At 67.1% G+C, this 13,019-nt stretch carries 12 protein-coding genes; 7 read left to right on the forward strand and 5 right to left on the reverse strand.

Annotated features, from left to right (window positions below; genetic code table 11):
* Window positions 1–18: 18 nt before the first annotated feature.
* Complete coding sequence (locus LZ199_RS05230) at window positions 19–561, reverse strand: DUF3060 domain-containing protein (protein WP_253992539.1); 543 nt, start codon at window positions 559–561, stop codon at window positions 19–21.
* Window positions 562–982: 421 nt separating this feature from the next.
* On the opposite strand from LZ199_RS05230, the gene LZ199_RS05235 reads away from it, so the two are divergent.
* From LZ199_RS05235 to LZ199_RS05245, 3 genes are all read left to right on the forward strand, one after another.
* Complete coding sequence (locus LZ199_RS05235; protein ID WP_253992540.1) at window positions 983–3,181, forward strand: RCC1 domain-containing protein; 2,199 nt, start codon at window positions 983–985, stop codon at window positions 3,179–3,181.
* Window positions 3,182–3,338: 157 nt separating this feature from the next.
* Window positions 3,339–5,003: a phospholipase D-like domain-containing protein gene (locus tag LZ199_RS05240; RefSeq protein ID WP_253992541.1), complete on the forward strand. Its 1,665-nt coding sequence runs from the start codon at window positions 3,339–3,341 to the stop codon at window positions 5,001–5,003.
* A gap of 319 nt (window positions 5,004–5,322) precedes the next feature.
* Window positions 5,323–5,622 carry a hypothetical protein gene (locus LZ199_RS05245; RefSeq protein WP_253992542.1) on the forward strand — a complete coding sequence of 100 codons (300 nt, stop codon included), beginning with the start codon at window positions 5,323–5,325 and terminating at the stop codon, window positions 5,620–5,622.
* 42 nt (window positions 5,623–5,664) lie between these two features.
* Here the strand turns inward: LZ199_RS05245 and LZ199_RS05250 are convergent, their stop codons facing one another.
* A complete protein-coding gene (locus tag LZ199_RS05250; RefSeq protein ID WP_253992543.1) occupies window positions 5,665–6,540 on the reverse strand; it encodes an alpha/beta fold hydrolase in 876 nt (291 codons plus the stop codon).
* 74 nt (window positions 6,541–6,614) lie between these two features.
* Between LZ199_RS05250 and LZ199_RS05255 the strand changes: the two genes are divergently transcribed.
* Complete coding sequence (locus LZ199_RS05255) at window positions 6,615–7,154, forward strand: GFA family protein (RefSeq protein ID WP_253992544.1); 540 nt, start codon at window positions 6,615–6,617, stop codon at window positions 7,152–7,154.
* Here the strand turns inward: LZ199_RS05255 and LZ199_RS05260 are convergent.
* Window positions 7,132–7,734: a TetR/AcrR family transcriptional regulator gene (locus LZ199_RS05260; protein WP_253992545.1), complete on the reverse strand. Its 603-nt coding sequence runs from the start codon at window positions 7,732–7,734 to the stop codon at window positions 7,132–7,134. The genes LZ199_RS05255 and LZ199_RS05260 overlap by 23 nt on opposite strands.
* An 89-nt stretch (window positions 7,735–7,823) precedes the next feature.
* Between LZ199_RS05260 and LZ199_RS05265 the strand changes: the two genes are divergently transcribed.
* Complete coding sequence (locus tag LZ199_RS05265) at window positions 7,824–8,807, forward strand: aldo/keto reductase (protein WP_253992546.1); 984 nt, start codon at window positions 7,824–7,826, stop codon at window positions 8,805–8,807.
* Window positions 8,808–8,814: 7 nt separating this feature from the next.
* Here LZ199_RS05265 and LZ199_RS05270 read toward each other — a convergent pair whose 3' ends face one another.
* Window positions 8,815–9,393, reverse strand: coding sequence for a TetR/AcrR family transcriptional regulator (locus LZ199_RS05270; protein WP_253992547.1), 579 nt, complete (start codon window positions 9,391–9,393; stop codon window positions 8,815–8,817).
* Between the two features lie 63 nt (window positions 9,394–9,456).
* On the opposite strand from LZ199_RS05270, the gene LZ199_RS05275 reads away from it, so the two are divergent.
* On the forward strand, window positions 9,457–9,885 hold the full coding sequence (locus LZ199_RS05275) for a VOC family protein (RefSeq protein WP_253992548.1): 429 nt from the start codon (window positions 9,457–9,459) through the stop codon (window positions 9,883–9,885).
* 325 nt (window positions 9,886–10,210) lie between these two features.
* Here the strand turns inward: LZ199_RS05275 and LZ199_RS05280 are convergent, their stop codons facing one another.
* Window positions 10,211–10,540, reverse strand: a complete 330-nt coding sequence (locus LZ199_RS05280) for a hypothetical protein (RefSeq protein WP_253992549.1) — start codon at window positions 10,538–10,540, stop codon at window positions 10,211–10,213.
* Between the two features lie 408 nt (window positions 10,541–10,948).
* Here LZ199_RS05280 and LZ199_RS05285 point away from each other — a divergent pair, with 408 nt between their 5' ends.
* Complete coding sequence (locus LZ199_RS05285) at window positions 10,949–13,012, forward strand: glycosyltransferase (RefSeq protein ID WP_323389238.1); 2,064 nt, start codon at window positions 10,949–10,951, stop codon at window positions 13,010–13,012.
* Window positions 13,013–13,019 lie beyond the last annotated feature (7 nt).

Below are 13,019 nucleotides of genomic sequence, written 5' to 3' on the forward strand. Positions count from 1 at the left end.
TCCTCACGGCGTCCCGGCTCAGCGCGCCTGGGCGATGCGATTGTTGCTTCCGGTGTTGCTGATGCGCGGCTTCTTGCCCTTCTCCGCGCCCTGCTTCCAGGTGACGCTGTTGCCGCTGCCCGTCGTCTCGATGCGGCGCGCGGTGTGGACCGTGACCTTGTTGTCGCTGCCCGTCACCTCGACGAGCTCGCACGTCCCCGTCAGGGTGACCTTGTTGTCGGAGCCGACAATCTCCACCTTGCCCCCGTCGGCACAGTCGTGCGTCACGGTGCGGTCGGAGTCCACCAGCTCCAGCGAGCCGCTGCGCGGCGACGACGTGTCAGCGTCGTCGTCCTCGTCATGCGCCACGGCGCCATCCACCTGGACATCGACGCCGCCACCGCGCACCCGCGTCGTTCCTCCGCGCGTCTCGACGGTGCCTCCCTGCGACTTCACCTTCACGCTGCCATCCTTGCCGACCTTGACCGACGCGGCCTCGTCGTCCTCCTGGGCACTGGCCGTCATCGACCCCAGGACACATGCGATGACGATGAAGGCCTTCGACCTGAACTGATTGCGCATTGAGGTGGACCCCTTGAGTGACAGGACGTGCACTGTACGCAACAGCGTCGCGAAGATTCAAAATCCCCGCGCCCCCACACGACACGCCCCGCCGCGGCGGTGTCCACCCCGGCCTGACTGCCTTTGATGCGTCCCGGCTCGGGCCCCTTCCGCGAGTCACCCGCAGCGCTGCTCCATTTTTCCGCGAGGTCGAGAATAAACCGAGGCCCGGGTCCGTCAGGGGCGCGCGTCACGGAGCCTCCAGACGCTCCTTCCAACATCCGTTGGCGACCGCGTCCGTTGATGGACTCGGCGGAGCGGCTCCGTGCGCCCGTGGCCCCCCGGCCCCGGCGGGCGCCGTCATCGCGGCGAACCCGAAATCCCCCTGAAGAACCGAGCGATGCCAATGCAACTGGATGGACGACGACAGCAGGAGCGATGCATGCAACGAAGCGAAGGGCAGCGGATGAGCCGATGGCTGGGAGTCTGCCTCGGACTGTGGTTCGCGGTGGGCTGTGGCCAGTCTCCGACGGGGGACTCCGTCGAGGAGGCGTCGGTGGGCTCGCCCATCGTTCGCACGAGGCCGCGCTCCCGCGTGGCCGCGGGAGGGGAGCATTCCCTGTCGGTGCGCCCGAACGGCACCGTGTGGGCGGTGGGCTCCAACGCCCAGGGGCAGTTGGGTAATGGCTCCACGACATCCAGCGCCGTGCCCGTGCAGGTGCAGGGGCTGACCGGGGCGACGGCGGTGGCCGCGGGCCGGGACTTCTCGCTGGCGCTCCGCTCTGGCGGCACCGTGTGGGCCTGGGGCGGCAACGTCAGCGGCCAGTTGGGCAATGGCTCCACGACGTCCAGCACCGTGCCCGTGCAGGTGCAAGGAGTGACGGGAGCGACGGCGGTGGCCGCGGGCAATAGCCACGGCCTGGCGGTGATGGCGGATGGCACCGTGCGGGCGTGGGGCAGCAACCGCCTTGGCCAACTGGGCAATGGCACCTCCACCTCCTCCTCCACGCCCGTGCAGGTACAGGGGCTGACCGGAGTCGTGGCCGTGGTCGCGGGCTCCGAGCTGTCCCTGGCCCTGCGCTTCGACGGCACCGTCTGGACCTGGGGCAGCAACTACCATGGCGAGCTGGGCAATGGCACCTACGCCTCCTCCCCCACGCCCGTGCAGGTGCCAGGGCTGACCGGCATCACGGCGGTCGCCGCGGGCGAGCACCACGCGCTGGCGGTGAAGCCCGACGGCACCGTGTGGGCCTGGGGCAACGCGTATCTCTCCGTGGCCTCGCCCTCGCCCATCTCGCCCGTGCAGGTGCAGGGGCTGACCGGAGCCGTGGACGTGGCCGCGGGCAGCCAGTTCTCCCTGGTGGTGCGCTCCGATGGCACCGTCTGGTCATGGGGCTACTCCGCCGACAGCGGACAACTGGGCGACGCCACCAAGAGCAGCCGCGCCACTCCCGCGATGGTGCAGGGGCTGACCGGGGTCACCGCCGCCGCCGCCGGGCGGGAACACGCCCTGGCCCTGCGCTCCGATGGCACCGTGTGGACCTGGGGCAGCAACGACGTGGGGCAGCGAGGAGATGGGACGCCCGCGAGGCAACTCCTGCCGGTGGCGGTGCAGGGCATGAGCGAGGTGTCCTTCGTGGCGGCGGCCCCGTCCCACTCCCTGGCGCTGCGGTACGACGGCACCGTGTGGGCCTGGGGCGCCAACTTCGCCGGCCAGCTCGGGGATGGGACGACCACGCGCCGGGCCGCGCCGGTGCAGGTGCCCGGGCTCGGTGGCGTGATGACCGTCGCGGCGGGTGGCGAGCACTCGCTGGCGTTGCTCTTCGACGGCACCGTGTGGGCGTGGGGCAACGGCGGCGCCGTGCCGACGCAGGTGGCCGGGCTGAGCGGAGTGGTGGCCATCGCCACGGGAGGGCTGCACTCCCTGGCCCTGCGCTCCGACGGCACCGTGTGGGCCTGGGGCTCCAACAGCAACGGGCAGCTCGGGAACCCTGCCGCCGGCTACGAGAGCGCCACGCCGGTGCAGACCTCGGGACCTGGTGACGTCGTGAAGGTGGCCGCGGGGGGCTCGCACTCGCTGGCGGTGCGCTCCGATGGCACCCTGTGGGCCTGGGGCGGCAACAACTCGAGCCAGCTGGGGGATGGCTTCAAGAACCGTCGCTACACGCCCGGGCAGGTGCAGGGACTGACCGGAATCGTGAGCGCGGCCGCGGGCCAGGCGCACTCGCTGGCGGTGCGCTTCGATGGCACCGGGTGGGCCTGGGGTGACGGCACGATGGGCGCGCTGCTGCTGGAGAGTGGCTGGTACAGCCCCACCCGGCCGAGGCAGGTGGGGATGACGGGCCTGGTGGAGCTGGCCGGCGGCGGGCACACCTCGCTGGCCCTGAGCGCCACGGGCACCTTGTGGGCCGGCGGCTACAACGACTGGGGGCAGCTGGGCAATGGCACCACGTCCAGTCCGTTCGCGCCGGGGCAGGTGCAGGGGCTGGGCGGCGGAGTCGTCTCGGCCGCCGCGGGAGGCGAACACATGCTGGCCGTGCGCGATGACGGCACCGTGTGGGCCTGGGGCTACAACGCCGATGGACAGCTCGGCCACGGCGTCCCCTCCGACGCCGTCACCCCCAGCCTCTCCCTGCTGTAGTCAGGGCCCAGGGGACATCCGCCCGTCGCGCGGGTGTCCCCGCGTCCCCGAGCAACGCGCCCGCGTCCCGGTGACACGCACCCAGCCCCCGCCAGGAGTCCCCCGCAGCGAGAGTCCGGGGACTTCCACTGGTACATGGATTGCTGATGCAAGGGCCATGGCTCCGACCCAGAACAACACGGCCGTGTTCCTCATGGACGGCGAAGAGTACTTCGACAAGTTCCGCGACTGCCTCTACGAGGTGCGCGACGCACAGGTGGACCCCAAGACGTATGTGCGGCTGGGCTGGTGGTGCCTCCAGCACGACACCCTGCTGGACCGCCACACGGGCAAGAACTTCGGACAGGGTTTGAAGGAGGTCGCGGACCAGGGCCACCACGTCGACATCTGCCTCTGGCAACCCGATGACCTCACGGTCAAGGGCCTCGAGTTCGCGAAGATGTCGGACCACTTCTCGCTGCAGACGCTCGCCAAGAACAAGGCCACCCGGGACTTGCTGCACGACTACCAGCAATGCATCCAGGTGTATCTGGAGAAGCACAGCGGCGCTGGCGTGGGCTACTCGCTCCACCAGAAGATCGCCATCTTCTCCATCGCCGGCACGCTGAAGGTCCTCATCGGCGGCTTCAACATCGAGCCCGAGTACTGGGACAACATCGACCACTCCCGCCCCTACCACCACTCGTGCCACGACACGGGCGTGCTGCTCCAGGGCCCCATCACCCTGGACATCGAGGCGGAGTGGCTGCGCCGGTGGAAGAAACAGATTCCCACCATCCACCTGTTCGGCCCGCCGCATCCCTCGGTGGCCCGGTCCAAGATCCAGGCGGTCGCGAATGACCAGCTCATCCAGGGCGGAAACATCACCATCACCGCGCTGACCACCAACAGCGAGTCGCTCTCCACCCAGACGCATATCCGCGACAAGCTGGTGGACCTCATCTCCCACGCGAACAAATACATCTACATCGAGAACTTCCAGTTCTTCAATCCAGAGCTCGTGAAGGCGGTGCGCACGCGAATCAAGCAGATGGGGGCCAAGCAGCTCAAGGTGGTGCTCGTGATGCCGGACCCCCTCCACGACACGGACAAGGGCGTCACCTACCTGACGCGCATCACCTACGCGATGATGGCCATCGAGAGTGGCTACCTGGACGAGAACTGCCTCGCCGTGGAGGTCGTCGAGGGGGAGGTCACCCGCAGTGGCAACCAGCGCCAGTTCACGCGGGCCACGTACTCCAAGGACGACTACGTCTGGGAGGTGTACGAGCCGTCCGTGTCCCTCAAGGACTGGCCCCAGCAGGACTACCGGCTGGTCCTGACGCACAAGAAGACGCGGGTGCAGAAGGAGGTCCGGCTGGACGCGGTGCTGCGGTTCATCCACAAGGGGTCCGGCCAGAAGAGCAAGGCCCAGCCCAAGCACGCGGACGTGGCCCCGAAGATACAGGTCTACTTCCCCTACCGTTATGGGGGCTTCGGGGCGAATCCGGAGACCATCTACCTGCACACCAAGCTGATGATCATCGACAGTCAGCACGTGGTGTTGGGGAGCGCCAACTTCGACTGCCGGGCAATGGACTACGATGGCGAGCTGGACGTGCACATCGACGACGCGACCTTCGCGAACAACGTCAAGGCCAGGCTCGTCAACCACTACGGCATCCATGGGATGTACGAAGTCCCCCGTGCGTGCTGGAACGACTCGGCCGAGGATCGCCATCAGGCCCATTGCGTGGGGCTCGCGCGCAGGGAGCCCGAGGACCTCTGGGCCATGTTCGAGGACGTGGGCAGCTCGAAGAAGCTGAAGTTCAACTGGCTCTGACGCGGCGAGGCCGGTGGCGCCGCACATCGAGGCAGCGCTGGCGAAGATGGACATCGTCTCCACACGCCTCCCCCCGCCGCCCCTCGCGTTGAAGCAGTCGGTAGGGCGCAGTTCAGGGCAGTCAACTGCCGCGTGGGTGAACTCTTGCGCCAGGATGAAATAACAGGTGCGGTGCTTGTCGTCGCTCCGCACCCTTCATGGGGAGTGGTGTCCGACCCGGCATGACTGCCTTTGATGTTTCCCGGCTCCAGCAGGATAGTCGCGCCGCCGTGTGACGCGGCACGGCGTGCTCAACCCGAAGTCCTGCCATGGAGACCTCATGAAGCTCATCTCGAAGTCGTTGTTCGCGGGTGTCGCGGCGCTGGTGCTGGCACCGCTGTCCGCGTTGGCGCTGCCGCAGGACTGTGACGATATCTGCGTGGAGTCCGAGCCCTGTGACACCACGTGTGCCGTGCCCTGGACCTCGCGCATCATCAACTGCGGAATCTGGCAGGACCTCTACCATCATCCGGGGACGTGCACGCCTGCGCTCGCCGAGGGCAGCGAGGAGGAGCTGATGTCCTCCGAGGACGTTGATGCGTCCTGGGAGCGCTCCGAGCAGGACGGCTCCGCGCAATAGACAGTTCCCCCAGGGGCCGCGCGCCAGGTGCGCGGGGCCCCGTCAGCTCGCCCGCAGGAAGTCGCTGATGCGCCCCGCCAGCCATTGCCGGAAGGCGTCCGTCGTCGGCGGGCAGTGGCGACAGTCCTTGACGAGGTCCTCGGAGGTGAGGGTCGGAAAGAGCTCCCGCGCGCGGGCGAGCAGCTTCTCTCCCGGAAAGCTCACATCCCCATCCCCGGCCAGCACCAGGGTGGGGGCCTTCAACTTCGCGAGCTCCTCCGGCTTCGCGAGCGCGGGGATCCGCATGTCCATGTTGAACGCGCGGACGGCGTCGCCGAGGAATGGCGCCCAGTCATCATCCGTGGTCGTCAGCAGGTGCCGGACGAACGCCTTCAGGCGCCGCTCCGACGGGGACATCCGATAGAGCATCATCGGGATGGCCACCTTCGTGAGCCCCTCCCAGTGAGAGCCGTTCACCACTCCCGCGGGGAAGAGCAAGGCGAGCCTGTCGATGCGCTCGGGCGCGACGGCCGCGAGCCGGATGGACACGAAGCCGCCCCAGCTCACCCCCACCACGTGGGGACGCTGGAGCGACAAGCCGTCAAGAACGTCTCGGAGCCACTCGCCATACTCGTTGTTCGACACCGAGGGCCGCACATCCGCGCTCTTCACCGACTGGCCGACGACGTCCACCGCGTGAAGACGGAACCGCTCCAACAGCGGGGCCAGCTCGTGCAGCACGTGCGAAGAACTCGCGAGCGCGCCGTGGAGCACGACGACGTCGGAGCCGTCTTCTGGCCCGCCCACCAGCACATGCGTGTCACCGATGCGGGTCTTCACCGTCCGGCTCTCGGTGGGCACCCGCAGGCGACCACGGAAGTGCTCATGCCACCGGGAAAGGACCGCCTTGGCCTGCTCGCCCTTGAATGCCGATTTCATCCCCCCAACATCCCATGTCCTTGCCCTGGAACCGGTTTGGACGTTTGCATACCTACCGAACGGAGAGCACACCCATGACCCAGACCAATCGACTCGCCTGCGCCTGCGGACAGGTCCATCTCGAGGTGGAGGGCGCACCCATCATCAACGCCGAGTGCTGCTGCGACAGCTGCCGTGCGGCCGGCGCCCGGATACAGGCCCTGCCCTCGGCCCCACGGTTCCAGGAGACCAGCGGCGCGACGCGCTTCGTGCTCTACCGCAAGGACCGCGTCCACTTCCTCGCGGGCACCGACAGGCTCAAGGAATTCCATCTCACGCCCGAGGCGAAGACCCGTCGGGTGGTCGCCACCTGCTGCAACACGCCGGTCTTCCTCGAGTTCAAGAACGGCCACTGGCTCAGTCTCTATGGCTGTCTCTGGCCCTCGGGCACCCTGCCCCCGCTCGACCTGCGGACGATGACCGCGGACCTTCCGGCCGGCGTGGTGCTTCCCGATGACGTCCCGAACGCCAGACACCAATCGTTCTCATTCTTCGTCAAGCTCTTGAGCGCGTGGGTGGCCATGGGGTTCCGAAGTCCGAAGATTGCCTGCGTCAACGGAGCGCTCCAGGTCTGACACGGGGGCTGGAAGCAGGCGTCGGCGCGCCGTAGCGCAGCCCGTCGATGAGCAGGTCGACCATTCTTTGCGTGTGGCCCGGGCCGACCTCCGCGACGGGAACGCAGAGATTCGCCACGCCTCGCAAGAGCTCGTACGCGTCCACGTCGTCGCGAACCTGGCCCGCCGCCCCCGCCGCCGCGAGCAGTGACTGGAGCGCCGGCTCCAGGTGCTGACGGAAATACGCGGGCAGCCCCTGGTACGTTGGATCCCTCGCATTGAGCGTCGCGGCGAGCCCGCGCTTGGTGGCAATCAGGCTCGTGAACCGGTGAAGCCACCGCGTCAGCGCCTCGAACGGCGGATGCTCGCGCGCCAGCACCTGGGCCTCGGCCGCGCAGGCGTCGATTTCCCGTCGGTACACGGCGGCGATCAGCTCGGCCCGCTGTGGGAAGTGCCGGTACACCGTCGCGATGCCAACGCCCGCTCGACTGGCAATCTCCCGGACGGGCGCATCCACGCCGGACTCGGCAAACACGGCCTTCGCCGCCTCAAGCAGCGAGTCGAGGTTGCGCTGCGCATCCGCTCTGTTGGTTTTCTTCATCGTCTTGACAAACGGAACACTGTTCCGCATATCTGCGACAGTACCGGAACAACGTTCCGTATAGTCCACCTGAAGGAAGAGAGGAAGCCATGTCGCCTCCCCACCGTACGACGCAGCTTGGCAGGACGGGCCCGCGGGTCTTTCCCCTGGCCCTCGGCTGCATGGGCATGTCCGGAGCGTATGGACCCTCGGATGAGAGTGAGAGCATCGCCACGATTCGCGAGGCCATCGACCGTGGGGTGACGCTGCTCGACACCGCAGACTTCTACGCGAACGGGCACAACGAGCTGCTCATCCGCCGGGCAATCGAGGGCCAGCGTGACAAGGTGCAGCTCTCGGTGAAGTTTGGAGCCATGCGGGGGCCGGACGGGGCCTTCCTGGGCTTCGACGCTCGCCCCGTGGCGGTGAAGAACTTCGTCACGTACAGCCTGCGGCGGCTCGGTGTCGACTACCTCGACGTCTATCGTCCCGCGCGGCTGGACCCGGACGTCCCGATTGAAGACACGGTGGGTGCCATCGCCGAGCTGGTGAAGGGCGGCTACGTGCGGAACATCGGCCTCTCCGAGGTGGGCGCAGAGACGATTCGCCGCGCGGCGAAGGTGCATCCCCTGAGCGACCTGCAGATTGAGTACGCGCTCATCACCCGCCAGCCGGAGCAGACCCTCTTCCCCACACTCGCCGAGCTCGGCATGAGCGCGACCTTGTACGGCGTGCTCTCCCGAGGACTGTTGACGGGAGCGAAGGCAGAAGGTGCCCGCGTGCACTTCCCCCGCTTCGCGGGCGAGGCAGGCCAACGCAACGCCGTGGCGGTCGCGCGTTTCCAGGCGTACGCCGCGGAGCGCGGGATGTCGCCGGCACAGCTCTCCGTGGCGTGGGTGCTGGCCAGGCAACCGTCGCTCGTGCCCGTCGTCGGTGCGCGCACGCGCAAACAACTGCTCGACGTGCTCGGGGCGCTCGAGAAGCCCTTGTCGTCCGAGGACGTGGCCGCCGTCGAGGCGCTCCTCCCCGCAGAGGCGATTTCCGGCACCCGCTACCCCGAGCAGCAGATGAAGCTGCTCGACAGCGAGCGCTGAGAGGCGCTCAGGCGCGGGAGACGCGGTCGATGAGGCGGAGCATCGCGGCGCGATAGGTCGCCGGGTCCTCGCCCGTGCTGATGGCGAGCGCCGCGCGGTCGAACGCGGCGGACAGCAGGCTCGCGAGCGCGGGCACCAGGGCGTCATCGCCCAGCACCGCGGCGAGCCCCTCCCGCAGCGACCCGGCGGCGTGCCGCTCGTCCAGCGCGACCAGCTCCGCATGGCCGAATACCGCCGGCCCGTCGACCAGGAGCAGGCGCGTGCGTCCGGGGACGGTCATCCCATCGAGATAGGCCAGGCTCCCCGCCACGAGCGCCTCGCGCGCGCCCAGCACCGGCGGTGTCGCGGCCTCGATGGCGCCGCGCAGCTCGTGGAGCTCCTGCTCCAGGACGGCGCGCAGCAGGGCCTGCTTGTCCGCGAAGTGGTGGTAGAGGGCGCCCCGCGTGACGTCAGCGGCGGCCACCACTTCCGGAGTGGACGTCTGCGCGTACCCCTTCTCCACGAACAACGCCCTGGCCGCCTTCACCAGCGCCTGGCGCGTCGAAGCGCTGCGTTCGTCGTTGCTTCTCCGTCCCCTGGATCGCATACATACAGTCTGTATGTTATCTGGACGAGGCGCAAGCCCTGAAGCCCCTGGAGGAAAAACCCCATGAAAATCACCAGTTACTACCCGGTCATCATGACGCACGACATCGCGGGCACGGTGTCGTTCTACACGAAGCACTTCGGCTTCAGCGCGCTCTTCACCAGCGACTGGTACGTGCATCTGCAGTCGCCGGAGCAGGAGTCCGTCGCCCTGGCCATCCTCGATGGGCGCCACGAGACGGTGCCGGAGGCGGCCCGAGGGACGGTGGCCGGCCTGGTCCTCAACTTCGAGGTCGAGGACCCGGATGCCGTCTACCGCGACGTACAGGCAGCGGGCCTGCCCATCCACATCCCGCTGCGCGACGAGGCGTTTGGCCAGCGGCACTTCATCACCGCGGACCCCAACGGGGTGCTCATTGACGTCATCAAGCCCATCCCGCCAAGCGCCGAGTTCGCGAAGCAGTACGACGCCCAGGCACTGCCGGTGGGGTGAGCCGTCTCGCTGATCGCGCCGGTTGACGCGAAGAGTCCGTCTTCGGAGCGACGCCGCCCAGACATCAGGGGTCTTGGGTCCTTGGAATGCATAGGTGCAGGTCGAAGAATTCCTGGAGTCGCGCGAGTCGCAACTCGGATGCACCTGTAAAGACGAGGCGGCGGCAGAAAGTCGCACGCGCTCCAGTCGATTGCCGCGGCTCTCGTCGCTCAAGCAGTCGGTGCTCGACGGCGTGAGCAGCCACGGACCTGGGTGGGAGCAGCCACTGTCCACCCAGGTCCGCGAGCGCCTTGCGCGTCACGAGCGTCCAGCGCGATATCAAGGCCTACTGGGGGCTGACCGCGCCACAACAGGTACTCACGGTACGCGAGCCCTCGAAGTCCCCATTGGCGTAATAGCAGTAGTAGAGATGCGTCCCCTCGGCCCCGCCGGTGGGGCAGGCCTTGTTGGTGCAAACCGTGGTCTGCCAGTAACACGTGCTCAGGAGGGACACGTCCTCAGACTGCTGACTTTCACTCTCTTCATGGCTCACGAGCGTTTCCCCGCTCACGACGAATGGGGCCTCCTGCGCCTGCGTGGACTCCTCCGCGAGCACGGCGACAGGCATCAGGCAGAGCGCGAAAGACAACAGCAACGACATCGGCTTCCGAGACATGCTCTTCTCCTTGGGTGGGGTGGCGACACGTGGCACCTCTCCTCGGAGAATCGCGCCCCCGGAGGAGAAGTCCCTCCATGGCTTTAGCACCACACCCCCTGAACGACAACTCAAAAGCCGCAAAACAGACAATCCAATGACTATGAAAGGTTCAACCGGGTGATGCACCTGGGCACCTCTCACCTCGCGAGCGCCTTTCCTGCCCTGGCCCCTTGGGCCACCTTTCCGCCTGCCAGGAGGACGCGGGTTCTTGGCCTCCGCAAGCACGCCGCGTCCACCCAAAGACATGCCAGGAAATGCCTCGCCTGGACCCGCCTGCCGCGACGGTGGCATGACGATTGCCCTTACCCGCTCCGCCCGGTGTGACGCGTCCTTCATCCCGCCCGGCGGAGAGCGTGGACCTTCACAATGTCATCGCGGGGTACGGGTATTCATCTGGTCGTCGTCGTGGCCATCGCCGCGCTGTTCACCGGCTTCTGGGCGCTGAACAATCGCCCGGTGTCCGTCCCGGACTGGCCTGAGAAGGTCTCCGGCTTTGCCTACTCCCCCTTCCGCCTCGGCGACAGCCCGAAGAAGGGCCGGTACCCCAGCGAAGCCGAGCTGCGCGAGGACCTTGAGCAACTCAGCACGCTGACCGACAGCATCCGCACCTACACAGTCGAGGGTCCCCAAGCGGAGATTCCTCGGCTCGCCCAGGAGTACGGCCTCCGCGTGACGCTGGGGGTCTGGATCAGCCGCGATTTGGAGCGCAATGAGCGGGAACTCCAGAAAGCCATTGAGCTGACGAACACCTTTCCCAACGTGGAGCGGGTCGTCGTTGGCAATGAAGTGCTGTACCGGAAGGACGTCGCGCTCGAAACGCTGGTCAGATACCTGAAGCGGGCGCGCGCGGCCGTCACGGTGCCGGTGACCACCGGAGAGCCCTGGCACCACTGGATTGAACACCGGGAGCTCGCCAGGCACGTCGATGTGATCGCCGCGCACATCCTGCCCTATTGGGAGTCCGTGCCCGTGGAGTCGGCGGACACCTTCGTGCTGGAGCGTGCCCGACACCTCAAGCAATTGTTTCCGCACAAGCCCTTGCTGCTATCGGAGGTCGGCTGGCCGAGCAACGGGCGCATGCGCGGCGGTGCCCAAGCCACCCAGCGAGACCAGGCCATCTACCTGCGCAACATGGTCCATACGCTCAATCTCCAGGGCTACGACTACTTCCTCATCGAGGCCTATGATCAACCGTGGAAGGGCAGTGATGAAGGCGCGGTGGGTGCCTACTGGGGCGTGTTCGACGCCGCCCGTCAGCGGAAGTTAAACTTCCAGGGGCCCGTCGTCGCCATTCCCGAGTGGCGCTTCCTGGCGGTCTGCTCGGGCGTCCTGGCCACGCTCGCCATGACGCTGCTGCTCATCGATGGCTCGGCCCTCCGCCAGCGTGGCCGCGCCTTCCTGACCTTCACGTCCTTTCTCTGCGCGTCGGCGCTGGTCTGGATTGGCTACGACTACAGCCAGCGCTACAGCACCTGGTTCGGCCTGCTCGTCAACGTCTTGCTGGGGCTCGGCTCGCTCGGTGTGTTCATCATCCTGCTCACTGAAGCCCATGAACTGGCGGAGACCGTGTGGATTCCCAAGCGCCGCCGCGAGTTCCTCCCGGTGCTCTCCGACAATGCCTACCGACCCAAGGTCTCCGTTCACGTCCCCTGCTACAACGAGCCTCCAGAGATGGTCATCCAGACGCTCGACTCCCTCGCCTCACTCGACTACCCCGACTACGAAGTCCTCGTCATCGACAACAACACGAAGGACCCCGCCGTGTGGAAGCCCCTCCAGGCCCACTGCGCACGCCTCGGCTCGCGCTTCAAGTTCTTCCACGTCTCCGCCCTCCCCGGCTTCAAGGCCGGCGCACTGAACTTCCTCATCCCCCGCACCGCCAGGGACGCCGAGGTCGTCGCCGTCATCGACTCGGATTATCGCGTCGACTCCCTCTGGCTCAAGCACCTGGTGCCGCTCTTCGCCCACCCGACGATTGCCGTGGTGCAATCCCCTCAGGACTACCGGGACCAGGACGAGAGCACCTTCAAGCGCTTGTGTTACAGCGAGTACCAGGGCTTCTTCCATATCGGCATGGTCACCCGCAATGACCGCGATGCCATCATCCAGCACGGCACCATGACCATGACGTATCGCTCGGTGCTTGAAGAGCTGGGCTGGGCAGAGTGGTGCATCTGTGAGGACGCGGAGCTGGGCCTGAGCGTGCTCGAGAAGGGTTACTCGGCCGCCTATGTCCCCCACAGCTACGGCAAGGGCCTGATTCCCGACACCTTCATCGACTACAAGAAGCAGCGCTTCCGCTGGGCCTATGGCTCCATTCAAATCATCAAGCACCATGCCCCAAGCCTGCTGCGCGCCAGTAACAGTCGACTGACCTGGGGCCAGCGCTATCACTTCGTCGCCGGCTGGCTTCCATGGGTCGCCGATTGACTGAACC

The organism is Myxococcus qinghaiensis (genome assembly GCF_024198215.1).
Classification (GTDB): Bacteria; Myxococcota; Myxococcia; order Myxococcales; family Myxococcaceae; genus Myxococcus; species Myxococcus qinghaiensis.

Coding starts and splice junctions, on each gene's coding strand:
- LZ199_RS05265 (WP_253992546.1), top strand. CDS start 7,824: ATGTCGCCTCCCCACCGTACGACGCAGCTTGGCAGGACGGGCCCGCGG.
- LZ199_RS05275 (WP_253992548.1), top strand. CDS start 9,457: ATGAAAATCACCAGTTACTACCCGGTCATCATGACGCACGACATCGCG.
- LZ199_RS05235 (WP_253992540.1), top strand. CDS start 983: ATGCAACGAAGCGAAGGGCAGCGGATGAGCCGATGGCTGGGAGTCTGC.
- LZ199_RS05250 (WP_253992543.1), bottom strand. CDS start 6,540: ATGAAATCGGCATTCAAGGGCGAGCAGGCCAAGGCGGTCCTTTCCCGG.
- LZ199_RS05255 (WP_253992544.1), top strand. CDS start 6,615: ATGACCCAGACCAATCGACTCGCCTGCGCCTGCGGACAGGTCCATCTC.
- LZ199_RS05280 (WP_253992549.1), bottom strand. CDS start 10,540: ATGTCTCGGAAGCCGATGTCGTTGCTGTTGTCTTTCGCGCTCTGCCTG.
- LZ199_RS05240 (WP_253992541.1), top strand. CDS start 3,339: ATGGCTCCGACCCAGAACAACACGGCCGTGTTCCTCATGGACGGCGAA.
- LZ199_RS05285 (WP_323389238.1), top strand. CDS start 10,949: ATGTCATCGCGGGGTACGGGTATTCATCTGGTCGTCGTCGTGGCCATC.
- LZ199_RS05230 (WP_253992539.1), bottom strand. CDS start 561: ATGCGCAATCAGTTCAGGTCGAAGGCCTTCATCGTCATCGCATGTGTC.
- LZ199_RS05260 (WP_253992545.1), bottom strand. CDS start 7,734: ATGAAGAAAACCAACAGAGCGGATGCGCAGCGCAACCTCGACTCGCTG.
- LZ199_RS05270 (WP_253992547.1), bottom strand. CDS start 9,393: ATGCGATCCAGGGGACGGAGAAGCAACGACGAACGCAGCGCTTCGACG.
- LZ199_RS05245 (WP_253992542.1), top strand. CDS start 5,323: ATGAAGCTCATCTCGAAGTCGTTGTTCGCGGGTGTCGCGGCGCTGGTG.